This window comes from Candidatus Palauibacter soopunensis, assembly GCF_947581735.1.
In the GTDB taxonomy this organism is placed as follows: Bacteria; Gemmatimonadota; Gemmatimonadetes; order Palauibacterales; family Palauibacteraceae; genus Palauibacter; species Palauibacter soopunensis.
In genome coordinates this window covers 136,595-161,233 of the sequence record NZ_CANPVT010000053.1, presented here as the reverse complement: position 1 = coordinate 161,233, position 24,639 = coordinate 136,595, and the positions used below count along the sequence as shown (strand labels likewise).

The 24,639-nt window shown below is 68.9% G+C and carries 20 protein-coding genes and 2 tRNA genes; 2 read left to right on the top strand and 20 right to left on the bottom strand.

Annotation, left to right across the window (positions count from 1 at the left end; all coding sequences use genetic code 11):
* Positions 1-108: 108 nt before the first annotated feature.
* The 5 genes from RN901_RS14100 to RN901_RS14080 all read right to left on the bottom strand — a co-directional run bounded on the left by RN901_RS14100 (position 109) and on the right by RN901_RS14080 (position 7,662).
* Entirely contained in the window at positions 109-3,435 is a 3,327-nt protein-coding gene (locus tag RN901_RS14100; RefSeq protein ID WP_310758936.1) for a hypothetical protein, read from the bottom strand.
* Between the two features lie 115 nt (positions 3,436-3,550).
* Positions 3,551-4,525: a 3-hydroxyacyl-CoA dehydrogenase NAD-binding domain-containing protein gene (locus RN901_RS14095; RefSeq protein WP_310758935.1), complete on the bottom strand. Its 975-nt coding sequence runs from the start codon at positions 4,523-4,525 to the stop codon at positions 3,551-3,553.
* 38 nt (positions 4,526-4,563) lie between these two features.
* Positions 4,564-4,647, bottom strand: a tRNA-Leu gene (locus RN901_RS14090).
* 44 nt (positions 4,648-4,691) lie between these two features.
* On the bottom strand, positions 4,692-5,966 hold the full coding sequence (locus tag RN901_RS14085) for a serine hydrolase domain-containing protein (protein ID WP_310758934.1): 1,275 nt from the start codon (positions 5,964-5,966) through the stop codon (positions 4,692-4,694).
* Positions 5,967-6,003: 37 nt separating this feature from the next.
* Positions 6,004-7,662 carry an amidase gene (locus RN901_RS14080; RefSeq protein ID WP_310758933.1) on the bottom strand — a complete coding sequence of 553 codons (1,659 nt, stop codon included), beginning with the start codon at positions 7,660-7,662 and terminating at the stop codon, positions 6,004-6,006.
* A 256-nt stretch (positions 7,663-7,918) separates the two neighbouring features.
* On the opposite strand from RN901_RS14080, the gene RN901_RS14075 reads away from it, so the two are divergent.
* The gene (locus RN901_RS14075; RefSeq protein ID WP_310758932.1) at positions 7,919-8,236 is read left to right on the top strand and encodes a hypothetical protein; all 318 of its coding nucleotides are present in this window, start codon (positions 7,919-7,921) and stop codon (positions 8,234-8,236) included.
* Positions 8,237-8,505: 269 nt separating this feature from the next.
* On the opposite strand, the gene cax is transcribed toward RN901_RS14075, so the two are convergent.
* Both cax and RN901_RS14065 read right to left on the bottom strand, forming a co-directional pair.
* Positions 8,506-9,627, bottom strand: coding sequence for a calcium/proton exchanger (gene cax, locus RN901_RS14070; RefSeq protein ID WP_310758931.1), 1,122 nt, complete (start codon positions 9,625-9,627; stop codon positions 8,506-8,508).
* A 51-nt stretch (positions 9,628-9,678) separates the two neighbouring features.
* Positions 9,679-9,749: transfer RNA gene (locus tag RN901_RS14065), tRNA-Cys, on the bottom strand.
* Between the two features lie 86 nt (positions 9,750-9,835).
* Here RN901_RS14065 and RN901_RS14060 point away from each other — a divergent pair.
* Positions 9,836-11,497 carry a hypothetical protein gene (locus tag RN901_RS14060; RefSeq protein ID WP_310758930.1) on the top strand — a complete coding sequence of 554 codons (1,662 nt, stop codon included), beginning with the start codon at positions 9,836-9,838 and terminating at the stop codon, positions 11,495-11,497.
* Between the two features lie 26 nt (positions 11,498-11,523).
* Here the strand turns inward: RN901_RS14060 and recN are convergent, their stop codons facing one another.
* From recN to infC, 13 genes are all read right to left on the bottom strand, one after another.
* Complete coding sequence (gene recN, locus RN901_RS14055; protein WP_310758929.1) at positions 11,524-13,188, bottom strand: DNA repair protein RecN; 1,665 nt, start codon at positions 13,186-13,188, stop codon at positions 11,524-11,526.
* A gap of 1 nt (position 13,189) precedes the next feature.
* Positions 13,190-14,089 (bottom strand): NAD(+)/NADH kinase, encoded by a 900-nt coding sequence (locus tag RN901_RS14050; protein ID WP_310758928.1) that lies wholly within the window; start codon positions 14,087-14,089, stop codon positions 13,190-13,192.
* A 7-nt stretch (positions 14,090-14,096) separates the two neighbouring features.
* Positions 14,097-15,002, bottom strand: coding sequence for a polyprenyl synthetase family protein (locus tag RN901_RS14045; RefSeq protein ID WP_310758927.1), 906 nt, complete (start codon positions 15,000-15,002; stop codon positions 14,097-14,099).
* Positions 14,999-15,280, bottom strand: coding sequence for an exodeoxyribonuclease VII small subunit (gene xseB / locus RN901_RS14040; protein WP_310758926.1), 282 nt, complete (start codon positions 15,278-15,280; stop codon positions 14,999-15,001). Before xseB ends, RN901_RS14045 begins: the two co-directional genes overlap by 4 nt.
* A complete protein-coding gene (gene xseA, locus RN901_RS14035; RefSeq protein WP_310758925.1) occupies positions 15,277-16,581 on the bottom strand; it encodes an exodeoxyribonuclease VII large subunit in 1,305 nt (434 codons plus the stop codon). Before xseA ends, xseB begins: the two co-directional genes overlap by 4 nt.
* Before the next feature lie 2 nt (positions 16,582-16,583).
* Positions 16,584-17,501 (bottom strand): tetrahydrofolate dehydrogenase/cyclohydrolase catalytic domain-containing protein, encoded by a 918-nt coding sequence (locus RN901_RS14030; RefSeq protein WP_310758924.1) that lies wholly within the window; start codon positions 17,499-17,501, stop codon positions 16,584-16,586.
* A 15-nt stretch (positions 17,502-17,516) separates the two neighbouring features.
* Positions 17,517-19,088, bottom strand: coding sequence for a ribonuclease Y (gene rny, locus RN901_RS14025; protein WP_310758923.1), 1,572 nt, complete (start codon positions 19,086-19,088; stop codon positions 17,517-17,519).
* Between the two features lie 267 nt (positions 19,089-19,355).
* A complete protein-coding gene (locus RN901_RS14020) occupies positions 19,356-19,661 on the bottom strand; it encodes a cell division protein ZapA (protein ID WP_310758922.1) in 306 nt (101 codons plus the stop codon).
* Between the two features lie 231 nt (positions 19,662-19,892).
* Positions 19,893-22,382 carry a phenylalanine--tRNA ligase subunit beta gene (gene pheT / locus RN901_RS14015; RefSeq protein WP_310758921.1) on the bottom strand — a complete coding sequence of 830 codons (2,490 nt, stop codon included), beginning with the start codon at positions 22,380-22,382 and terminating at the stop codon, positions 19,893-19,895.
* Positions 22,379-23,413 carry a phenylalanine--tRNA ligase subunit alpha gene (gene pheS, locus RN901_RS14010; RefSeq protein WP_310758920.1) on the bottom strand — a complete coding sequence of 345 codons (1,035 nt, stop codon included), beginning with the start codon at positions 23,411-23,413 and terminating at the stop codon, positions 22,379-22,381. Before pheS ends, pheT begins: the two co-directional genes overlap by 4 nt.
* Positions 23,410-23,766: a 50S ribosomal protein L20 gene (gene rplT / locus RN901_RS14005; protein ID WP_310758919.1), complete on the bottom strand. Its 357-nt coding sequence runs from the start codon at positions 23,764-23,766 to the stop codon at positions 23,410-23,412. Before rplT ends, pheS begins: the two co-directional genes overlap by 4 nt.
* 75 nt (positions 23,767-23,841) lie before the next feature.
* Positions 23,842-24,036 (bottom strand): 50S ribosomal protein L35, encoded by a 195-nt coding sequence (gene rpmI / locus RN901_RS14000; RefSeq protein ID WP_310758918.1) that lies wholly within the window; start codon positions 24,034-24,036, stop codon positions 23,842-23,844.
* Positions 24,037-24,117: 81 nt separating this feature from the next.
* Positions 24,118-24,630, bottom strand: coding sequence for a translation initiation factor IF-3 (infC, locus tag RN901_RS13995; protein ID WP_310758917.1), 513 nt, complete (start codon positions 24,628-24,630; stop codon positions 24,118-24,120).
* Between the last annotated feature and the right edge of the window lie 9 nt (positions 24,631-24,639).

Below are 24,639 nucleotides of genomic sequence, written 5' to 3'. Positions count from 1 at the left end.
CCGCCCGTCCCGGTCTCCCGAGCCCACGCTCGTCCCCGCTGAAGGCTATCGAGCCATGCGACACCGCCGGAGCAGCGAACGTTTGCCGCTCCGGCGGGCCACAGGGAGCTACGGATCCTCGCGGTCGTTCTCTCCGTCGGGCTCATCCCAGAACCCGAAGCCTTCCTTCCGCACGACCTCGAGAGGGATGGTATGGGTTTCGTCGCCGATCGTGATCGCCACGGTGTAGCTCCCGGGATCGGCCAGGCCGCCCCCACCGCCACCCCCGCCGAAGAAGCGGCGGAAGGTCGACATGCCGCCCCGGTCGCGGACGGCCTCGCCCACCTGCTGGAAGACCTCGCGCATCGCCGCCGGGTCGGCGCCGCTCCGGGCGGCCGCGGCGGCAGCCATGGCCGCGGTGCGGCCCCCTCCCCGCCCCGCCTGTCCAGGCGGCGGATAGCGCTCGGCGGGCCGCTCCTGCCAGTCGGCGCCGGCGCCGCCTCCACCGCCCCCGCCGGTGAACATGCGGATGATCGCGCCCTGGTTGCCGCCCTGCATCATTTCGAGCACCTGGTCCATCGTCTCGCGCGCGACCCCTTCGTGCTCGACCAGCGAGTCCCCCACCGTCTGGTAGAGCCGCGCGGTGCGAAGGCTGTCGAGCCGGTCCGCGGGCGACGGCTCCCGCGGGGCGCTCCGCCGGTTGAAGGTCCACCGCACGCGCTGCACGCCGGCCGTGGCCCAACCGTTCAGCGTCTGCACGGTGTCGCCGGCCGCGTTCAGGATCGCGATCGAGGCCTGGGGACGGTTACCGCCTCGCGCGGCTGCCATGCCCGCCATGCCCCCGGGCATCGCGACGGCGGGGGCCGCAGCCTCCTCCTCGGCCTCTTCTTCCTCAGCTTCTTCCTCGGCCTCCGCTTCCGCCTCCGCCTCGGCGGCCGCGGCGAGGGCTTCCGCCACATCCTCCGGGACGTAGTAGGAGATCTCGGCTCCGTAGCGGCCCGCGTCCCCCTGGAACGTGCTCTGCGCGATGAACTCGCCGCCCACCGGCGCATCCCCGAACTGGATCGCCGTCTTCGGCTGGAACACCGTCACCGCCTCCGGCAGGCGCCCGCCGTCGAGTTGCTGCAGGAGCGAGATGTCCGCCACGAAGATGGAGCGCCCGTGCGTCCCCGCGATGATCTCGCTCTCGCGCGGATGGATCTTCAGGTCGTGGACCGGCACCGTGGGCAACCCGTTCATGAAGCGGGACCACGAGCCGCCCCGATCGGTGGACACGTAGGCACCCACATCCGTCCCTACGAAGAGGAGATCCGGGTTCGCCGGGTCTTCCCGCACCACGTGCACGAAGTCCGGCGCGCCGGTCGGGAGGTTGGACGAGATCGAGCGGAAGGTCTCCCCGGCGTCATCCGTCACGTAGACGTACGGCGTGTAGTCGTCGCGCCGGTGGTTGTCGAACGTCACGTAGAAGCGGTTCGGATCGTGGCTCGAGGGCTCGATCCGGCTCACGTACGTCCCCTCCGGAACGCCGTCGAAGCGATCCGTGAGTTCGATCCACTCCGCCCCCTCCGGCGTCCGCCACACGCGGCCGTCGTCCGTCCCCGCGTAGAGTTCGCCTTCGTTGAGCTTCGACTCGGCAAGCGAGACGATCGTGGCGAAGTTCTCCGCGCCCGTGACGTCCGGCGTGATGCCGCCCGTCGTATTGTACGCGATCTCGATCTTCTCCGGATCCGCGTAGGTGAGGTCGTCTGAGATCGGCGTCATCTCATCCGTATCGTACGTCCACTTCAGGACCCGGTTCGCCCCGATGTACAGCGTCTGCGGATCGTGCGGGGACAGTTCGAGCGGCGTGTTCCAGTTGAACCGCATGTCGAACAGCGCGGAGTCCTGCGCGACGAGGGCCTGCAACTCGTCGATCTGCGCCACGTTGCCGGCCGGGGGATTGTCGGGGTCGTCGCCCGTCAGGATCGCGATCGAGTCGCGCAGCGTCTGCGTGCGCTCGCGCCAGTCCGGGTGCTGAAGCTGGTGGCGCTCGCCCGTGCGCGTGTTCCGCCAGTAGATCCGCCCCTGCTGCGATTCCCCGAATACGATGTCCGGATTCGTCGGATCCTGCGGCGCGTAGAAGCCGTCGCCGCCCCCGATCGAATACCACATGTGATTGTCGATGGAGCCGCCGGCGCGGGCGCTCGGACCGCACCACGTATAGTTGTCCTGCAGTCCGCCGCACACGCGATAGGGCGTGTCCATGTTGTAGCTGACCGCATAGAACTGACCCATCGAGATACGGTTGGGGAACTCGAAGTTGCCGCCCCGGTCCCACGTGATCGCGATCCCGCCGTCGTTGCCCAGTATGAAGTGGTCCGGATTGAGCGGATTCCACCACAGTGCGTGATAGTCGACGTGCACGCCCTGGGCCGGGTTCCCGACGGTGCGGCCCCCGTCCCGGGAGAAGAAGAGGGAAGACCAGTAGATGAAGTCCGGGTCGTCCGGCGACACCCAGACGCCGGAATAGTAGAAGGGCCGGGAGTTGTTCGAGTTCATGAACTCCCACGTCTCGCCGCCGTCCGCCGAGCGGTACAGACCGGAGGCGTGACGGTCTCCGTCCTCATCCGCCTCCTCCGGAGCCTCCGCCTCGACCATCGCGTACATGACCTGCGGATAGCTCGGCGCGATCTCGATCTCGAGCCGCCCCAGCATGGTCTCCGGGAGGCCGTTGCCCTCCACCTTCTCCCACGTGTCGCCGGCGTCCGTGGACTTCCAGATCGCGCTCCCCGGGCCGCCGCTGTTGAAGAAGTAGGGGCCGCGCACGCGCTCCCAGCTCGTGGCCCACAGGATGTCGGGATTCTGCGGATGCATGTCGACATCGACGAACCCCGCCTTGTCGGAGACGAAGTTCACGCGCTCCCACGTGTCGCCGCCGTCCGTCGTGCGGTAGAGTCCGCGCTCCTCGTTGTCCCCCCAGGGGTGGCCGAGCGCGGCGACGTACACCCAGTCGGCCTTCGTCGGGTGCACGACGATGCGGCCGATCGCCTGCGTGTCCTCGAGCCCCTTCAGCTCCCACGTGAGCCCGCCGTCGACGGACTTGTAGATGCCGCCTCCGGGCGAGATCGAGTTCCGCGAGTCCTCTTCGCCGGTCCCGGCCCACACGATGTCCGGGTTGCTCGGCGCGATCGCGAGGTCGCCCATCGAGACGACGCGCTCGTTGTCGAAGACGGGCCGGAAGGTCGTCCCGTTGTTCGTCGTCTTCCAGATGCCGCTTGACGCCCCCGCGATGAAGAAGGTCGCGGTGCCGGGAATGCCTTCGATGTCCGTGACCCGCCCGGCCATGTTCGCCGGGCCGATGGAACGCCATTCCATCTCGGCCATGAAGTCCTCATCGGCCACCGCCTCCTGCGCGGCCGCCGAGGCCGGGAGAACGGTTGTCGCGAAGAGGACGGGGAGAAACGCACGCTTCAGCATGATTCGCGGCTCCTGACTGTGGTGGTGCTCATGGGCGCAGTAGTGCCTTGTCGGCGCAAGTGAATAGACACCCGCGCGCGCTCCGGCGTTTGAGAAACGAGTCGACGCCCGCGCGTCAACGCCGACTCCCCGGCGTCGAACGGCAGGGTGGAGGGTCGTCTTCCTTCAGCGCCCGGATCCGCCGCACCAGTCGGTCGCGCCAGGCGCAGAGGGCTTCGGTGGCGGATGTTCCGTACATCCGCTCCGTTTCGGCGTGGATCCCATCGATCACGCGGTCCGAGAACTCGGGGTCCGCCTCCAACTCGCGCCACATCTCGCGGTACGCGTCGCCGTAGCGCCGGTAGTAGTCCCCCGCTCCGCCGTCCGCGTTCGTGTGGCCGGTGCCGAACGGCCCGAGCAGCGCCCAGCGCAGCCCCAGTCCTTCGCGGACGACCGTGTCGACCGCGTCCGCGGAGGCGGCGCCCGATCCGTACAGGAAGACGGCCTCGCGGATCAGGGCGGCCTGAAGCCGGTTGAGAAGGAAACCGGGCAGGTAGCGGTTCATCTGCACGGGAGACTGGCCCACGCTCTCGAGAAAAGCGAGCGCGGCGGTCAGCACGTCGGGGCGCGTGCCCTCCCCCGGGAGGACTTCCACGATGGGGATGACGTGCGGCGGATTCACGGGGTGCGCGACGACGCAGCGACCCGAACCCGCGAGACCGGCCGCAATCCGCGACATGTCGTGAGCGGAAGTCGAACTGGCCAGAATCGTGCCGGGACCCGCCACGGCGTCCAGTTCGGCGAAGATCCGCTGCTTGACCGCGAGCGTCTCCGGCCCGCTCTCCTGCACCCATCCGGCGCCCGACAGCGCCTCGTCCATCGTGTCGCAGCGGATCGCCCGCTCTTCCCCGGCGGCCCCGGAATCGATGAATCCGAGAGCCTCGTCCTCGTTCGCGGAGTTCCGCGCCCAATCGAGTGCGCGCGCCAACTGCTCCCGGTCGGGGTCGAAGACGCGCGTCTCGCAACCGGCCCGGGCGAATACGCGGATCCAGCTCCGGCCGATGACGCCGGCCCCGACGACGGCAACAGTTCGAATCGTGGGCTGGGTCACGGGCCTGACATCGTCGGCGAAACGAGGGCGAAGGGTCATGCCGGAGGAGGGACTCGAACCCTCAAGGGATTGCTCCCACCGGATTTTGAGTCCGGCGCGTCTGCCAGTTCCGCCACTCCGGCTCGCGAGCGCGGCCCTCAGATCTACAACAGCAGGCCGCGCGCGGCTATTGCATCTCGTCGAGCGCCTGGTACACCAGCGTGCGCAGCTTCGCGTGGTCGTCCACGCCGCCCGTCGGGATGAGCTGCGTGAAGTAGACGACGACGAGATCCTCGGCGGGATCCACCCAGTACGTCGAGTGGTACGCCCCGCCCCACCCGTACTCGCCCACCGAGCCGGGGGTTCCGCGCGCCCCGAGATCGGCCAGCACGCTGAACCCGAGGCCGAACCCGACGCCGCCGTCCCAGTTGAACCGGTCGCCGACGTGGTTCACCGTCATGAGGTCGACGCTCTTGCTCGACAGGATGCGCGCCCCGTCGAGTTCGCCGCCGTTCAGCATCATCTGCAGGAAGCGGGCGTAGTCGTGCGCGGTGGAGAGGAGCCCCGCCCCGCCGGAGAAGCTCGTCCGCGGGCCGTCGACGTACGCGCCCTGGCCGACCATGCCGCCCGGGTCGGGCGCCGGCGAGAGTTCGCCTTCGGAGGCCGAATACACGACGCTCAGCCGATCGCGCTTCTCCTCGGGCAGGTAGAAGTGCGTGTCCATCATGCCCAGCGGCTCGAAGATCCGCGTGCGGAGGAAATCGTCCAGCGGCTCGCCCGACACTTCCTCGACGAGGGCGCCGAGGATGTCCGTCGCATAGCCGTACACGAAGCGCTCGCCCGGCTGCGCGTCCATGGGGAGGGCGGCCATGCGCCGTACCGTCTCCCGCACCGGCTCGTCGCGGTGTGCGAAGTACCAGCCCTGGATGTCCGCCTCCGCCCACAGGTCCGCCGCGGGGCCGCCGCCGTAGCCGATCCCGGCCGTGTGCGTGAGCAGGTCCCGGATCGTGATCGGCCGGTTCGCGGGCACGATGTCGTATCCCCCCGCCCCGTCGGCGACCGCGACGGTCGTCTCCATGTACTCGGGCAGATAGCGGCCGAGCGGATCGGAGATGAGGAGTTCTCCCTCCTCCTGGAGGATCATGACGCCGACGCTCACGATCGCCTTCGTCTGCGAGGCGATGCGGAAGATGTCGTCCGTCTCCATGGGGTCGCCGGCCGCGACGTCCCGGTGGCCGACCGCCTCCAGGTAGGAGACCTCACCATCGTGTGCGACGAGGGCGACCGCGCCCGGCAGTTCCCCCTCCTCCACGTAGGACTCCAGGGCGCCGCTGAGCCGCTCGAGGCGACCCGCGTCCGACTCGGCCGCCGTCGACCCCGGGACGCCCGCCACGGCAAGCGCCACGCCGACCACGAGCACCGGGAGCACGCCCCAGAGGAGGCGCTTGGGCATTCTGTTCATCCTTCGTCCTCCGTCTTCCGTCTGTCGCGGTCCCCCGTCAATCGAGCGCGGGGTGCCGCGTGTGCCAGTCCGTCGCCGCCTGGAAGGCGTGCGCCACACTCAGGATCTTGTCGTCGGCGAACAGATCGCCGATCAGGGTCGTCGTGAGCGGCTGCTCGGCCTCCTCGCCCTCCGGCCCGAGCGAGCCGAAGCCGTACTGGACGACCGCCGCGGGGTGTCCCGTCTCGTTCGTGAGCCCCACTTCGCCCGATCCGGTGGCGAACATGTCGAAGCCCTCCATCGCCTCGGCCATGCGCTTCATCACGATGAGGCGTCGCCGCTGCGCGTGCACGTAGTCCATCGCGAGACCCTCGCGCCCCCGGCGGAACCGCGTGAAGTCGCGCTCCTGCGTCTCGCTGAGCCCTTCCGGCACCGGGGGCAGTTCCCCGCCCGGGGCCACGTGGAAGTCGAAGGCCGACGACGACTCGGCGCCCAGCGAACTCGCCGCCTGGGCGGGCAGTTCGCGCATGAGCCGCGGCCGCGCCCCGAGCTCCTCCAGCTTCTCGACGAAGGAGTTCGGCGCGTCCTCCGTGTATCCGATCGAGAGCGCGCCCAGGTCCGGGTTCCGCTCGAAACGGAACGGCATCGTGATGGAGGCGGGGTCCTTCTCGTCCGCGCCGTGGATTTCGTTGAACACGAGCGCGCAGTCCTCGATCGTGCGGCACATGGGGCCCGTCTTGTCCATGCTCCACGAGAGCACCATGCCCCCGTAGCGACTGACGCGGCCGAACGTGGGGCGGAGGGCGCTCAGCCCGTTGCGGCGGCTCGGGGAGACGATCGACCCGCGCGTCTCGGTCCCGATCGAGAACGCGACGCAGCCCGCCGCCGTCGCCGACCCCGGTCCGGCGGAAGACCCGCTCGATCCCCAGGCCAGGTTCCACGGGTTCAGCGTCCGGCCGCGGTACCAGCGGTCGCCCCGCGCGAACTCCCCCGTCGCGAGCTTCGCGATGAGCACGGCGCCCGCCGCGTTCAGTCGGCGCACGACCTCCGCATCCTCCTCGATCATCTGGGTCTGGAAGGCGGCCGAGCCCCACGTTGTCCGCGCCCCGACGGTCGAGAATAGGTCCTTCAGGCCGTAGGGGATCCCGTGCAGGGGGCCGCGCCATTCGCCCGCGCGGATCTCGGCTTCCGCCTGCTCCGCCTCTTCCCTGCCCCGGCCCTCGAGGATCGTCACCGCGCATAGCAGCACCGGGTCGTACCGCTTCATGCGCTCCATGTAGATATCGAACAGTTCCGTCGGCGAGACCCGGCGCTCCTTCACGAGGGCCGACAGCCGGTGCACGGGGAGGAACGCGATCTCCTCCTCGCTGGAGGGCACAGGCCCCTCCCAGGGCTCGACATCCATCGGAGTCTTCTCGAACGGGTTCATCCCGGCACGCCAGTACTTCTCCAGCAGCGCCCCGGTCCCGCCCGGATACGCCTGGAACTGAAGGGCCGGCGGCTCCCCGTTCCCGAGCGGGATGACCTCCTCCTGCGTAGCTTCCCACCGTCCCTCGCGTACCGACGCGCGGGAAACGGGGGGCGCCTCCGTCGCGGCCACCAGCGCCCGGGGATCCAGGGTCCCTGCCGCCGTCGCCGCCGCCGCCACCTTCAAGAACCCCCGCCGCCGGATGCCGCAGGCCTCCGTTTCGTGATTCGCGTCGTGGTGTCGGGACACTCGCACCTCCTGTAGCCGGGAATGCTCCGGGCGCCCGGGTGGAGCCGGGTTGCCTGTCCGTCACACTGCGGAGTGATTCACGAGCCGACAAGCCACGCCCGCAACCCGGGAGAGTCCATCACGCCTGGCCACCAGGGTTCGCTCCCGCGAAACTCAGACCGTCGTTCTCGCGTCAGCACCGTATCCGCCCACGGCACGTACTGCGCCGCGGGCGGATGTCGGCCCAACCCCTCACCTGTGATCCAGGAGGCTCGGGATGGACATGGACCTGGTCGTCATCTTTACGTTCATCTCCACGATCGTGCTGATCATCACCGGCGGTGTCGTACTCTTCCCGATCTCCCGCAAGCTGGCCTACTTCCTCGAGCAGGCGACGCGAGACCGGGCGGACCGGCTCGCCGGCGGGGTACGGGAGGCCTTGCCGGGTCCGGCGGCAAACGATCGCCTTCTCCAGACGCTTTCCGAACTCCAGGACCAGGTGGGACAGATCGCGGAGCGACAGGCGTTCACGGAACAGCTCCTCGAGCGTCGCCGAGACGACCCTGATCGCGAGGCGGATCGCCACGAAGGGTGATGCGGGGTGTGCGACTACGACGACACGCGATGGGGATTCGGCGACCGGCCGGAAGGGGTCTCCCTCGTGGGGTGAGGCCGGGGCGCGCGCGACCACTTCGGTACATCCGACTTCATCCCAACGTCGTCCCTGCCACAGGAGGGTGATCCGCCGCCCCGGCTTCAGTTCTCCCGTCAGACCGGATCCCGCGAAGCCGTCAAGGGTTCCGCGAGCCCGGAACACTGAGACGCGCCTGGCTGGCCAAACGTTGCTTCGCGTCCGGCCCGCTGCTAGCCCGGGAGGTTGAAGAAGGCGAGGCCGAGCAGGACGTACACGGCGAGGAGGAGGACTCCCTCCATCCAGTGCGTTTTGCCGTCGTCGGCGATCTGTCCCACGACGAGGACGGAGACCGCGACCGCCACGACTTCGAGCGGCGAAAAGACGAGGTCCATCGGCGCCGGCCCGATCGCGTAGGAGAGGAAGACGAGGAGCGGGGCGATGAGAAGGGCGATCTGGAGCGACGACCCCACCGCGATCTGAATCGACAGATCCATCTTGTTCCGAAGCGCGACGAGCACGGCGGTCGAATGTTCCGCCGCGTTGCCGACGAGAGCGACGACGATCACGCCGACGAAGACCTCGGTCATCCCCAGGGCGTGGGCCGCCTCCTCCGCCCCGCCGACGAGGATCTCGCTCATCCAGCCCACGAGCGCGGCCGCTCCGACGAGGACCGCGAACGACTTGCCCTTCGACCACGCGGGAGCCGCGTGCGTCTCGGCGCCGGCGTGCGCCGTCCCCTGGTAGAGATCCGCGTGCGTCCGCAGCGCGAAGACAAGCGAGAGGATGTAGCAGACGATGAGGACGACGGAGATCTCGAGGCTCAGCCACCCCGACGCCGACGCCGCGGCCGCCCCCGTCGCCGCGGCCGCCCCCACCTCTGCGCCGTCCCGGAGATGGTACAGCAGTGACGGGATGACGAGGCCGACGGCGCTCAGCAGGAGGAGCGTGGCGCCCAGTTTGGCCGCGGTGCGGTTGAAGGTCTGTGTCCGGAACTTCAGACCCCCGAGCAGCGCGCTCAGCCCGAAGATGAGGAGGATGTTTCCGATGATCGACCCCGTGAGCGACGCCTTCACGAGGTCGTACAGGCCCGCTCTGAGCGCGAAGATGGCGATGATCAGTTCCGCGGCGTTCCCGAATGTCGCGTTCAGCAGTCCCCCGAGACCGGCGCCCACGTGCTCGGCCAGCATCTCGGTCGATTTCCCCATGATCCCGGCGAGGGGAACGATCGCGACCGCGGAGGTAAGAAAGAGCGTGGTCGCAGACGCGTGGACGACGTACTCGAGAACGAGCGTGATGGGAACAAAGACGAGAAGGAGCAGGAGTGCCTGGTCCGCTTTCAGCCTGAGAGCCAACCCGTTCTCCTCCCGTTTTTGCCGGAGATATCAAGGGAAAGCCGAAGAAAGAGGCGCCGTCCGGATTCGAACCGGAGTAGGGGGCTTTGCAGGCCCCTGCCTAACCACTCGGCCACGGCGCCGAAGTTCGCACAGCCTAATGGAGCGACCACACGGACGCTACCGCCGGAAGGTTCTCCATCGCGCCCCGGGCTGCTATACTCGCGCGATGCTTCCGCCGACCCGACACGCGGTTCCGGTCCTGCTCGCCCTCCTCTCCACGGCCATGGCTCCGGTCCATCTGGCCGGGCAGTTCAGCGACGCGCGGCTGCCGAGGCAGGGGAAGCTGTGGCTCACCGTCGGGCCGACGCTGCTGAACTGGTCCGAACAGTTCGCGCTCGGCTCGAGCGCGGGGGTCCTCGACGGGGAGCGCGAGCCGCTTGCCGCCCACTTCGACGGTCCGCTCGCCCGCCGCATGTTCCCTGCTCCCTTCGCTCTCATCCAGGAGCTCAACGACGATGCGGAGGCGCTTGGCTTCGAACCGGTAACCGAGGACGACTTCTCGTTCGGCGCGCTCGACTTCTCGGCCATGCGGGCGCAGATACGCCGACTCGGGCTCGGCGTCGAACTGGGGGTCCTCGACTGGGTCAGCGTGGGAGTCCGGGCCCCGTTCACGCTCACGGACATGACGGTGGGCTTCGCCTTCGATTCCACCGCGACGGTGACCGGAAACGGCGTGGCCTTCGAGTCTGGTGCGCCCTTTCTGAGGGATGCGGAGTCGGCGCTCGACGATCTCGGTTCGCTGATCGATGGCGGCTCTCTGACAGGAACCGCTCTCGAGGAGGCGATCGCGCTCCGACGCGCGACGCTCGACTTCGTCAACACGCTGGGGCAGCGGGCGGCGGGCGGAGCCTTGATTCCCACCGCTTCCAGCGTCGCGGGGACCCAGATGGCGCAACGCTTCGCGGATTTCGCGGCGGCGTTCGACGCGCTCGGCCTGACGCTGCCGGAGCTTTCCCTGCCCGAGTTCGCGACGGAGGAGGACTTCGATACGCTGTTCCTGAGCCAGGGCTTCGCCGATCGACTGCCGAGGGACAGCAGGAACGAACTCGATCTGGGGGAGGTCGAGGTCTTCCTGCGGGTGAACCTGATCGACGGCATCACGCGCCGAACGCCGATCCCGGGGCCGGGCGCGGCGGCGGACGCGGGGTCCGGTCCCCGAGCGGATTCGGAACGCGGCATTCGGCTGCGCACGAGCGTGGGCGCCCTCGCCCGGCTCCCCATCCGAAACCGCAACCTCACGATCTTCGGAGACCCGACGAATTCGTCGGACATCCCGATCGGGGACGGCCAGACCGACATCGAACTCGCGTTGTACCAGGACATCGCCCTCGGGAGCCTCTTCATGATCCGCGCTTCCGCCCGCTACGGGATGCAGCGCCCCGACGAGGCGGCGTTCCGCTTCACTCCTCCGGATCGCCCCTACAACCAGGAGGATCTGGTGGCGCTGATGCGGCGGGATCTGGGGGACTATCTCGCGGTTCTGGTCCGCCCTTCCCTGCGCTTCAACGCCGCCCTCAGCGTGGGGATCGAGTACGACTACTTCCGGCTGCCCGCACCCACATATCAGTTCGTCGGGATGGTCGAGGGGCTGGACCCGAACACGGTGGCGGAGGAGGGAGCGCAGACCCGCCACCGGCTGGGCGTCGGGTTCCTCATCGATATCTCCGAGGCCGGGGGCGTCGAGGAACTGCATGAGGGGGCGAGGCCGGTGCGCGGCGCCTACCAGTTCGGCATCTCGCTGCGGCGGGCCATCTCCGGCTCCGGGGGACGAACGCCGGCCTCCTTCCGCTACGCGGCCGAACTCCGCTTCCCGATCAGCATCTTCTAGCGGCGCAACCGCAACGTGGGCCGGCGCTACAACTGGCCGGCGAGCAGTTCCTCGGCGTGGGCGCGCGAGGCGTGGCTGGCGGGGTCGCCTCCGAGCATGCGAGCGACTTCGTGGACGCGCTCTCCGCCGGTGAGCATCCGGACCGACGTCCGCACACCTTCGGCTTCCGTGACCTTTCCGACGGAGTAGTGTGCGTCGGCGCGCGCCGCGATCTGCGCGAGATGCGTGACGACGAGCACCTGATGCGCGACGGAGAGCCGCACGAGCCGGGCCGCCACGCGGTGCGCCACCTCGCCCCCGATCCCCGCATCGATCTCGTCGAACACGAGCACCGGCAGGTCGTCCACCTCGATGAGCGCGGTCTCGAGCGCGAGCATGAGCCGACTCATCTCTCCCCCGGAGGCGACGCGCCGCAGCGGCGCCGGAGGGAAGCCGGGATTCAGGGAGACGAGAAACTCGACCCGTTCGGCACCGGTCCCCCGGATCTCGCCGTACGGGTCGAGCGCGATCTGGAGACGGGCGCCCGGGAGACCCAGTTCGGGGAGTGCGTCCGTAACCGCTTCGGCGAGCGCGCGGGACGACACGAGGCGACGTTCAGAGAGTTCGGACGACAACGAGGCGAGTTCGGCTGACGCGGCCTCTCGTCCCGCTTCGAGGCGCTCGATCTCGGTATCGGCGCCCTGCACGGTCTCCAACTCACGCCGCGCCTCCTCGCCCACGTGGATCACGTCCTCCAGAGTGCCGCCGTACTTGCGCTTGAGCCGGTAGAGGAGATCCTGCCGGACGCGGATTTCGTCGAGCCGTCGAGGGTCGTGCTCGATCGAGTCCCGGTAGGGAGCCAGGCTGCGTCCGAGTTCCTCCACGTTGCGGAGCGCCGCCTCGATCAGGTCGCGGAACGGACCCGCCTCGCGATCGATCGAAACGAGGGCTTCGAGCCGGGCCGCAAACTCGCCCAACTGGTCGACGATCGACCCCTCGGCCTCGTACAGTCCGTGGTGGAGCGAGCCCGAAAGCTCGATCAGCTCCTCGGAATGCGAGAGGCGGCGGGCCTCCGACTCGAGCGTCTCATCTTCATCCGGTTCGAGCCCGGCTCCGGCGATCTCATCCCGCTTGAAGCGCAGGTAGTCCGCCCGTTCACGCCCCTCACGCGCGGCGCGACGCGTGTCCTCGAGACGTCCCTCGATGGCGCGCAGCCCCGCGTAGGCGGCCTCCGTCTCGGTGGCCAGTGCCTCGTGTCGGCCATAGGCGTCCAGAATCCGGCGTTGCCAGGCGCGATCCAGGAGTCGCTGGTGATCGTGCTGTCCGTGGAGGTCGAGGAGCCGACCCCCGAACTCGCGCAACCTTCCCGCCGTGGACGGCGACCCGTTCACCCATGCCCGATGCCGGCCCTCGCGACGCAATTCGCGACACAGGATGAGCCAGCCGTCTTCATGATCGATACCGGCGTCCTCGCACAGCGTTCGCAGTCCGTCGACGTCCTCGATCTCGAAGCGGCCCTCGATGCGGGCGGACCCGGCGCCCGCCCGGATCATGTCCGGCGACGGCCGCCCTCCGACGAGGAGCGCGAGGGCTTCGACGAGGAGGGACTTCCCTGCCCCCGTCTCGCCGCTGAGCACACTGAGGCCCGGCCCGAATTCAAGCGTGGCTTCCTCGACGACGGCGAAGTTCCGGACGCGAAGCTCCCTCAGCACGCTAGCTTTCCTCGTCCCCCCCGGATGGGGGCGTCGGGTGCTCGCGAACGTCGCCCCACCGCAGCTTCCGCCTCAGGACGGTGAAGAACGAATGGCAGGGGAGCCGGACCAGGCCCACGGCGTGCTTCGAGCGGGAGACTTCCACACGGTCTCCCACCGAGAGAAGGCAACCGGGCTGTCCGTCGACGGTCAGCTGCAGGTCGTGGTCCCCCGAGAGGAGTTCTACGGAGATCCTCGTGTCTCCCGAAAACACGACCGGGCGCACGGCAAGCGTGTGCGGCGAAATCGGCGTCGCGACGATGCTCTCCATCGTCGGCGAGACGATGGGGCCGCCCGCGGAGAGGCTGTAGGCCGTCGAGCCCGTGGCTGTGGCGAGGATGATGCCGTCAGCGCTGTAGTGTCCCACTTCATCGTCGTCGGCCAGCACGCGCAGTCCGATCAACCGGGCGAAGCCGCTCTTGTGAATGACGGCGTCGTTGATCGCGTAGAAGCTTTTTTCGACCGGCCCGTTGGATCCGTTCGGAACCACCCGGATGCGGAGAGCGATGCGCTTCTCGAGCGCGTAGTCCCCGCTCGCCACCATCGACATCGCCGCCTCGAGTTCATCCTCCGAAACCATCGTGAGAAACCCGAGCCGGCCCAGGTTGCAGCCCAGCACGGGGATCCCGCGGGGCGCCGCCAGGCGGGCCGCCCGCAGCAACGTCCCGTCCCCGCCGAGGGCCAGGACGAGGGCGACGCCCGCCTCGATTTCCTCCGGCGCGGCGGAGTCGCGCCCGGCCTTCGTCGCGAGCGACGGCTCGAAGACGAGCGAGACCCCGAGTTCATCCGCTCTCCGCTCGACGCGGTGGAGAAGCGGCTCCAGCTCCGGGTGATCGGCGTTGCCGATGATGAAGAACTTCACGGGCCGCTCAGCGGTCGCGCTCGAGGACGAGACGTCCGATTTCGCGCAGCCGCTCCGCGCCCGCGAGCGGCGAAATCGCGTCCAGCGCCTCGCGGCCGAACTCCTCCGCGCGTCCTCTCGCTCCCTCCAGACCGAGGACCGATGGTGTCGTCGCCTTTCCCAGGGCTTCGTCCCGCCCGCCGATCTTCCCCATGCGGCTCGAGGACCCTGTCACATCGAGGATATCGTCCACCGTCTGGAATGCGAGTCCGATCGCGATCCCGAAGCGCGTGAGCCGATCGACGGTCTCTTCGGGCGCGCGGGCCGCGACACCGCCCATCGTGCAACAAGCCGCGATGAGGCGAGCGGTCTTGCCGAGATGGATACGCTCGAGGGTCTCGAAGTCGACGCTCGTCTTCTCGGCGAGGAGATCGAGGAGTTGGCCTCCGACCATGCCGTCGCCGCCGGCCGCCGCGGTGAGGACGCCGATGAGCCGGCTCGCAACGGAGTCCGGCAGGTTCAGGCCTGTCGCCCCCTCGGCCAGGGCGCGGATCGCGAGCGGAAGGAGCGCCGCCCCCGTCATGACCGCGGCGCGTTCCCCGTATCGGACATGCACCGTCGGCCGCCCCCGGCGAAGGTCATCGTCGTCCATGCACGGGAGATCATCGTGGATCAGCGAATACGTGTGGACGAGTTCGGGCCCCAGCGCCACGCGATGGAGCGCACGCGCGCCGTTGCCCGCACCCGGCCCGGTGCCGCCGCTCGCGGCTTCCCAGGCCCCGACGAACAGGAGCGGTCGGATCCTCTTTCCCTGCGCGAGGACGGCGTACCGAATGGGTTTCGCGATCGGGCCCGTCCCACGCAGCGTCTCGGACAGCCAGCCCTCCAGCTCCGCGTCGATGGCGGCACGCAGTTCGGACAGCTCGCGGGTCACGGTTCGCCGTCCGGCCGCTCTTCCGGCTTCCCGTCCGGCGCTTCCACGCCTTCCAGCGGCTTCGCTTCCAGTCTTCCCGTAGACGAAGCGATGAGTTCCTCGACCCGGCCGCTCGCGGTCTCAAGCCAGCGCCGGGCCTCGCCGAGATGCTCGATGCCCTGCTCGAAGAGGGTAATCGCCTCATCCAGGCCGATGCCCTCCCGGTCGAGGCGTGCGACGATCCGCTCCAGTTCCCGGATTGCGGCCTCGAATTCGAACTCCCTTGAAGGCTCGTTCAAGCGTCGGGCTCCCCGGCGTCCGGCTCCGCCGCGTCACGTTCCACGGTGTCCGTTGTCGCCGCGACCTGTCCCCCCTTGACCCGCAGGCGGAAGCGTTGGCTCGGCGTGAAATCGTTGATTCGCGTGAGCCGACGTCCCTCGAGGTCCGTGGCGACGGCGTAGCCGCGGGCCACCGTCTCGAGCGGGCTCAGGGCATCGAGCGCGGCGGCAAGTCCGGCGAGCCGCGTACGAGAGCGGGCGAGAACGCGTTCCATCCCCGCCGGGAGGCGGGCCGCCAACGTTTCGAGCCGCAGCTGCGCGACATCGCGCGCATGCCCCGCGGAAACCGGCAGGCGCAGCGCGAGCGCTTCCACGCGATCGCTCCCGCGCGTGATGAGTCGGCGCAAGCCGCGAGCCAGACCTCTTCCCGCCGTATCGAGCGAGGCGCGGACGCTCCGGATATCCGGCACCGCGAGTTCCGCGGCCGCGGACGGCGTCGGCGCGCGGAGATCGGCCACCAACTCGCACAGGGTCACGTCGACCTCGTGCCCGATGGCGCAGATCACCGGGACCGGACTCGTCGCGACCGCTCGCACCGCCGCCTCCTCGTTGAAGCACCACAGGTCCTCCAGAGACCCGCCGCCCCGGCTCAGGATGATCGCGTCGAGCTTCCGGTCCGGACCCCCGGCGCCCCAGTCCGCGAGACGCTGAAGGGCGGCTCGCACCTCGCCGGCGGCGCCTTCGCCCTGCACGCGGCAGTGGCGCACCACGATCTCGACCCATGGGGCCCGCCGCCGGAGCACCGTGATGATGTCGTGGAGAGCCGCACCCTTGCGCGACGTGACGACGCCCACGCGGCGAGGGTACGCGGGCAGCGCACGCTTGCGCTCCGGATCCAGCATGCCCTCCGCCGCCAGCTTCCGGCGGAGCCGCTCGAAGGCCATCCTCCACAGCCCCTCGCCGGCCGTCTCGATGGCGCGTACGCGCAACTGGAACCGGCCCTGCCGCGCGTAGAGGGTCGGACGGGCGCGCACGAAGACCTCCATACCGTCCTCCGGATCCGCCGGCAGCCGCCACGCATCCCCGCGGAAGAACACGCACGCGACGCTGGAGTCGCGCTCCTGGTCCCGGAGAGAGAAGTAGCGGTGCCCGACGGAGGAACGGGTCCAGTTCGTCACTTCGCCGCGGACCCAGAGGTCGCCGAACCGCTTCTCCAATGCGCCGCGCGCGGCCTCGTTGAGGTCGGACACGGTGATCGCTCCCTCCGGAGAGCGGCCATCGCGGACCTCCGCCGCCCCGAACAGCGAGGGTTGACGCGTCACGTTCAGCCCGACGCCGCCACCGTCCCCGCCGCGGCGAGGCTTGCCGTCCGCTCCGCCGACCTCACGGTGTTTCGGAGGAGCATGGCGATCGTCATCGGGCCCACGCCGCCGGGAACCGGGGTGATCCAGCTCGCGCGCTCCACCGCCTCGTCGAACACCACATCGCCGACGAGCCGATAGCCCCGCTCCGTGGTCGGATCCTCCACCCGGTTCACGCCCACATCGATCACGACGGCCCCCTCCCGCACCATGTCTCCACGGACGATGCCGGGGACTCCGACGGCGACGATGAGGATCTCCCCCTGGCGCGTCACGGCGCCGAGATCCGCGGTCCGGCTGTGGGCCACGGTCACCGTAGCGTTCGCCCCGGGTTCCTTCTGGAGCATGATCTGGGACATCGGCATGCCGACGATGTTCGAGCGGCCGACGATGACGACGTGGGCGCCGGACGTCTCCACGCCCGTCCTCCGGATGAGTTCCTGCACGCCGGCTGGCGTCGCGGGGCGGAACGCGCTGGCGTCCCCCTGGGACATTCGGCCCTGGTTCACGGGATGGAAGCCGTCGACGTCCTTGGCCGGATCGATCCTCTCCGTCACCTCCCGTTCGTCGAGGTGTCGAGGCAGTGGAAGCTGTACGAGAATCCCGTGAATGGCCGGGTCCGCGTTCAGCTCATCGACGATGCCGAGAAGTTCCGCGCGGCCGATGTCGGCGGGCGGCGTGATGTCGCGTGCGTAGATTCCGGCCTCTTCGCAGGCCCGCGTCTTCATCCGCACGTAGACGTGCGAGGCGGGATCGTCGCCTACGAGGACGACGCCGAGGCCGGGCCGGATCCCCCGCTCCGAAAGGCCCCGCGTCCGTTCCGTCACTTCCGCCCGTATCTCGGCCGCGATCCGCTTCCCATCGATGAGCTGCGCCGTCATCCATCCTCTCCGTTGTTAGCGTGCGAAATCCACGGTTCGCGACTCTCGCACGACGACGACCTTGATCTGCCCCGGATACTGCAACTCGTTCTCGATGCGGCGAGCCGTCCGCTCCGACAGCCTCGCCATCTCCTCGTCGGAGACCTTGTCCGGGGTCACCATGATCCGGATCTCCCGCCCCGCCTGGATCGCGTAGACCTTCTCGACCCCATCCCAGGAACTCGCGATCTCCTCCAATTTCTCCAATCGCTTCACGTAGTGCTCAAACGACTCCCGCCGGGCGCCGGGACGGGCGCCCGAGATCGCATCCGCCGCCGTGACGAGGAAGGTCTCCGGATAACGGGCGGGTTCCTCGCCATGGTGCGCGCGGATCGCGTTCAGCACACCGTCCTTCTCTCCGCACTGCTTGCACAGATCGTAGCCGATCTCGACGTGGCTCCCCTCCTTCTCGTGCGTGAGGCCCTTGCCGATGTCGTGCAGCAGGCCCATTCGCTTCACCAACTGTGCATCGAGCGACAGTTCCGACGCCATCGTCGCCCCGATGAGCGCGACCTCGTGCGCGTGTTGCAACTGGTTCTGCCCGTAGCTGGTCCGGAAGCGGAGGACGCCGAGAACTTCGCGGAGTTTCGGGTGCAGGTCGTGGATGCCGAGTTCGTACAGGACCTCGTCGGCCGCCTGCCGCATCGTCGTCTGGACATCTTCCCGCGCCTTCTCCACGACCTCCTCGATGCGGCCGGGGTGAATCCGGCCGTCGCCGACGAGGCGGTCCATGGCCAACCGCGCGACTTCGCGGCGGACGGGGTCGAAGCAGGAGAGGATGACGGCCTCGGGCGTGTCGTCCACGACGACGTCGACGCCGGTGGCCGCCTCGAACGACCGGATGTTCCGCCCCTCGCGTCCGATGATTCGGCCCTTCATGTCATCGCTGGGGAGGGTGACGACCGAGACGGCGGCTTCCGAGGAATGATCCACGGAGAGCTTCTCGATCGCCTGGGAGATGATCTTGCGGGCTTCCCCTTCGGCCTCGCTCCGGGCCCGTTCGGTCACTTCCCGCACGTGCTGCGCGGCGTCCGCCCGCGCCTGGTCGCGGATCTGGCCCACGAGCTCGCGGCGCGCAGCTTCCCGGCTGATGCCGGCGATTTCCTCGAGGCGTCTGCCGAGTTCCCGCTCCCGGTCGACGAGTTCCTTTGCCCGTGCGTCGAGTTCGCCCCGCTCGCCCTCGATCTGCTCGCGGCGCCGATCCACCCGCTCCTGCCGCTGGTCGATCTTCTCGAGCTTCTGCTCCAGCGTCTCGCTCCGCTCGAGCGTCCGCTGCTCCAGCCGCTCCAGCTCGGCGCGGCGGCGCTCCGCTTCCCTGGCCGATTCCTCCCGGAGACGCTGCGCCTCTTCGCGCCCCGCCAGTTCCGCCGCCTTGCGGAGGCTGCCCGCCTCCAGCCGGGCGGACTCGATGATGTCCCGCCCATCGCTCTCGAGGCGGCCGCGCGCCCGGCGCAGACCCCGTCGCTCGATCAGAATCCCTGCGACGCCCCCCGCCACGAGTCCCGCAATGGCCAACAGCATCGTCGGCACGGTGATGGATTCCAGCATGGCCAGACTCCAATCCTCGAACCATCTATGAACAAAAAAACCGGCGGACTCATCCACCGGTGCATGCCGCTCAGATCGGACGGAACGATGCGTTCCGCTCGATCATCTATCTGAAGCTGGGGCCGCGCTCGTGCGAAGCCACCTTACGGACAGCACAACACCGATTGCTGCTGATTCCTCTAACTTACGCCAGGAAACGTCGCTCGGGAGTCTGCACGCCGCAAGCGGACGGGGCGCGCGCGGCTCCGCGGACGGGGGTGGCGGGACCTACGGCGCGGTGTGGCCCCCGAGGGACTCGAGCCGTTCGGTCACTCCCGTGACCCGCGCCTCGACGGCGGCCGTGAGTTGTTCGATCTCGCCGCGGGCCTGGAGGAGTTCGTCGGTGATCTCGAGCGCGGCGAGGATCGCGGCGCGATGGGGTTCGGCCACGCCTGTCATGTGCGCGCGTTGAATCGCGTCGTCCACGTACTTCGCGCAGGCTCGCGTGTGCGCATCGCCCCGGTCCGTCCGGATCCGGTATCGGTCGCCGAAGATGGTGACGCCGATCGGAGGCGAATCATCCGCTGAATTCATACCTCATCCTCCACGTGAGCGAGGCGGTTGCGCAGTCGCACGGCCTTTTCCCTCGCCTCGGCCAGCGTCTCGCGCAGGCGACGGTTCTCCGCCGTCACCGCCTTGAGCCGCTCCTCGATGTCGGGGGTCGCCGGTCCGCTCGGGCGGGCGACCCGGGTCTCCCAACGGGTCTCGATCCTGCCTGCCGCCCGAGAGAGGCGGTCAAGTAACTGCTCAACTTCCCGTTGCCGGTCAGGACCTTCGGATTCTGGCACCGAACTGTTTCTCCAGGGCGGTAGAGAGCGCGGACATCTCCGACTCGACATCCTGATCGGTCAGCGTACGGTCGGGAGCCCGGAAGCGAAACGTCCATGCGAGTCCGAGGCGGCCGCCCTCGATCTCCTCGCCCGAGTAAACGTCGAAGAGTCGTACGTCGCGCAGGAGATCGGACGTCGCTTCTCGCGCCGCCTGTTCGATGTCCGCGGCGGGAACACCTCGCGGCACCGTCATCGAAAGATCCCGGCGCACGGCGGGGAACGGCGACGTCTTACGATAGGCGGGCACGGGCCGCCCCTCGACGGCCTGGAGATCGAACTCGAGTCCGAACGCGGGCGCGGCCCACGGGGGAGCGTCGAGTGACGCCCCGTCCACGGCCCCGGCGACGCCGACCACGCGACCGTCCTTCACCGCGCGGAATCCGCCACGGGAGAGCCAGGGTCCCGCGAGAGATGCTCCGTTTTCCGGCGCGGCCGCGGCCACGGCGCCCTCGAACGGCTCGATCTTCGCCCCGCACAGACGATCCGCGAACGATCCGGCGATCTCCTTGAGATCCCACAGGTCGAAGTCGAGTCCCGGTCCCGACCAGTGATCCGGACGCCGGGCACCGGCGATGACGGCCCCCACCCTTCCCGACTCCTCGAAACGGCCGGTCCCGTCCGCCTCCTCTTCCGGGCCCGGACCGGCAGCGTATCCGAACACGGTGCCCAGTTCGAACAGGCGCACGTTACGGTTGCCGCGCGCATAGTTGTGTTCAAGCCGCCGAAGCAGCACGGGGACCATGGCGGAGCGAAGGCAACTCTCTTCGGCCGAGAGCGGGTTCGGTACCGTGACGATCGCGCGATTCCCGCGATAATCCTCCGGCATGAAACTCAGGCTGCGGGCTTCGAGGAGTCCGCGTCCGGTGAGCATCTCCCGCACTCTGGCCGCTTTTTCGACGCGCGGATCCGCGGGCACCGCGCTCGGCCGGAACCGGCGGTCCTGTCCTGTTCCGGTGTCGTACCCGACCCGGCGCGCGACTTCCTCGACGAGGTCGATCTCCCGCGCGATGTCCGTGCGCCATCCGGGCACGGAGACGCGAAGCAGGTCGGCCGCCCCGTTCGCGCTCTCGCCGCCGTCCGCCCCGGCGAGGGCCTCGAAGCCGATCGGCTCGAGCGCCGCCAGAACATCCGCCCCGTCGACGCCGAAGCCCAGCACCTGGTTGACGCGACTCACGCGGAGATCGATCGGCGGAACCGGCACCGGCTCCGGGCCCGCGCGGATGCCGATGACGTCCGCCTCGCCGCCGGCCGTGGCGAGGATGAGCTCCACGCACCGAGCGAGCGCCCGCTCCTGGGCGTGGACATCGATCCCCCGCTCGAAGCGGTAGGACGCATCGGTGGAGAGCCCCGCGCCGGTCCGGGTCCGTCGCACGCCGGACGGGTCGAACGACGCGCACTCGATGAGGAGATCGACCGTGCCTTCCGTCACCTCCGTGTCGAGCCCACCCATGACGCCCGCGAAGGCGATCGCGCGATCGCGGTCCGCGATCACCGTCTGGTCGGGCGTGAGCTTGTGCTCCTGGCCGTCGAGCGTCGTCAACGGCTCGCCCGCCACGGCTGCCCGCACGCGGATCTCCGCCCCCGAAAGCCGCGCCAGATCGAAGGCATGCAGAGGCTGGTTGTACTCGTGCAGCACGTAGTTCGTCGCATCGACGACGTTGCTGATCGGACGCGCGCCCACGGCGAGAAGCCGGCCCGCGAGCCACGCCGGCGATGGCCCGATCCTGATCCCCCGGATGACGGCGGCCATGTAGCGAGGACACCGGTCGAGATCCTCGATGCGGACCGTGACCCCGGCTCCGCTCGCCTCGGACTCACCGTCCCGCCACTCGGGTGACCACTTCGGTCCTCCGAAGTCGCGCGGCACCGGAGGCCCTCCGACTTCCCGCGCGACCCCCGTGTGGCAGGCGAGGTCGACCCGGTTCGGGTTCAGGTCCAGCGTGAGACGCGTGTCGGGCAAGCCCAGCGCCGCCGCGAGCGGCGTTCCCGGCTCGAGCCCGTCCGCGAGACGCATGATGCCGCCCTTGTCGCGGCCCAGCTCGAGCTCGGCCTCCGAGCACAGCATACCGTGGCTCAACTCGCCGCGGATCTTCCGGCTCTCTATGCGGAAGCCGGCGGGAAGCTCCGCGCCGGGCGCCACATGCGGATAGAACGCCCCCGGGACGACGACCGGAGCCCCGCACACAACGTCGAGCACCTCGCCGGCGCCCCTGTCCACCTTGCACAGAGTGAGCCGGTCCGCGTTCGGGTGCGGGCGGATCTCGAGCACGCGGGACACGACAATCCCGTCCAGCCCCGCGCCCACCGTCTCGATCTTCTCCACCGCGGCGGCGGTCATGGTCAGGCGCTCGGCCAGAGCACGCGGGTCGCGCAACTTCCCGCGCAGTCCGGCCAGTTCGTCGATCCAGTTGAACGAGATGTTCATGTGAACTGCTGGAGAAAGCTCATCTCTCCCTCGTAGAGGAGCCGCATGTCGGGGATCCCGTGCCGCACCATCGCGATGCGGGCCGGTCCCATCCCGAATGCATAGCCCGTGTAGCGCTCGGGGTCGTAGCCCACGGCCTCGAAGACGGCGGGATCCACCATCCCGCTTCCCATGATCGTGATCCATCCCGTGCGCTTGCAGGTGGAGCAGCCGCCCCCTGCGCACACGGCGCACGACACGTCCACCTCCGCCGAAGGCTCGGTAAAGGGATAGAAGGAGGGCCGAAACCGGCTCTTCGTTCCCGGACCGAAGAAATGGTGCACGAAGTGCTCGATCGCGGCGCGGAACTCCACGAAATCCACGCCTTCGTCGACCGCGAGGCCCTCGATCTGCTCGAAGGCGGGGGCGTGCGAGGGATCGAAGGAGTCGCGCCGGTAGGCGAGACCCGGCACGACGACGCGCACGGGCGGCCGGAACGCCTCCATCACGCGCGCCTGGACGGGCGACGTGTGCGTCCGCAGCACGACGTCCTTCTCCAGGTAGAACGTGTCCATCATGTCCGCGGCGGGGTGATCGAGCGGGATATTGAGCGCGGTGAAGTTATACCACGTGGACTCGATCTCGGGGCCGAGCACACTCGTGAAGCCGAGCTCCGCGAAGATCTCGCAGATCTCGTCGATGACCCTAGTCACCGGATGCACGCCGCCGACCCAGCGCGCGCGCGCGGGCAGGGTCAGATCGATCCGGGCGCGCGGGCCGGCGGTGGCGCTCTCCAGCGCCTTCGCCCGCGCTTCCAGGGCGCCGCGCAGCACGGTTTTTACGGCGTTCGCGCGCTGTCCGACCTCGCGTCGGGCCGCGGCTTCGACTGTGCCGATCAGGGACATGACGTCGGCCAGCTGACCGTTCCGGCCCAGGTAATCGACGCGGGCGGACTCGAGCGTGGCGGAGTCCGTCGCCTCCCCGATCGCGGCGAGCCCCTTCCCCTCGATGGCGGCAAGCCGATCGAGGAGAGAAGCGCCGGCCGGGGTCATGGGCCGTGCGCTTTGGCCACCTCGACGAGCTTGGTAAAGGCGGCCGGATCCCTAATGGCGAGGTCCGCGAGCACTTTGCGATTCAGGTCGACGCCGGCGCTCTTCAGCCCGCTGACGAATCGGGAGTATGAGATCCCGTTCTGCCGGGCCGCGGCGTTGATGCGGGAGATCCACAGTCGGCGAAAGTCGCGCTTCTTCTTGCGCCGATCGACATAGGCATACGCCCAGCCGCGCTCGACGGAGTTCTTCGCCGTGCGATAGAGCTTTGACCGCGCTCCGAACTGGCCGCGGGCTTCCTTGAGGATCTTCTTCTTTCGACGGTTACGTGCAACGCTGCTCGTCGCGCGTGGCATGGCCGCACCTCCTGATTCCTGATACTGAGACTATCCGGGGTACTGTCCGGGGAATGGGGCGAACTGGCGCCCGAACTAGTTCCCCAGGAGCCGTTTCACCCGCTTCTCGTCCGCTTTCGCCACAAGGGTCCCCTGCCGGAGCCTGCGCTTACGCTTGGGGCTCTTCTTGGTCAGGATGTGGCTGTGGTAGGCACGCCGGCGCCGGAATTTCCCGCTGCCGGTCTTTCGAAACCGCTTCGCGGCGGACCGGTTCGTCTTCATTTTCGGCATCTTGCGTCTGCTCCGGTTCAGCTCCGTCCCTGGCCGTCCGCGACGGAGTCGTCGTTCTGGACCCGCAGCAGCCCGGGGCTGCTACGTGCGGTGCGGTCCCATCAGCATGGTCATCGTGCGACCCTCGTGTGCGATGTCCGACTCCACCACCGCGATGTCCTCCAACTCTTCCTTCACCATCTCGAGGATCCGTCGCCCCCGTTCCGGGTGCGTGACCTCGCGTCCCCGAAACATGAGCGTGAATTTTACTTTGTCACCATCCGAGAGGAACCTGCGCGCGTGCCGCATCTTGAAGTCGATGTCGTGCGCCTCGATCTTCGGCCGCAGCTTCACTTCCTTGACGTGGATGATGTGCTGTTTCTTCTTCGCTTCCCGCGCCTTCCTCGCCTGCGCGTACTTGTACTTTCCGAAGTCCATGAGCCGACAGACGGGCGGGCGGGCGCCGGGCGCCACCTCCACGAGATCGAGCCCTCGCTCGGCCGCCAGCGCACGGGCCTCATCGGTGGCGACGATGCCGAGCTGGTTGCCCTCCTCGTCGATGAGCCGGATCGGGCTGATCCGGATCTTGTCGTTGACTCTGGGATCTCCGTTCACTTCACCTCA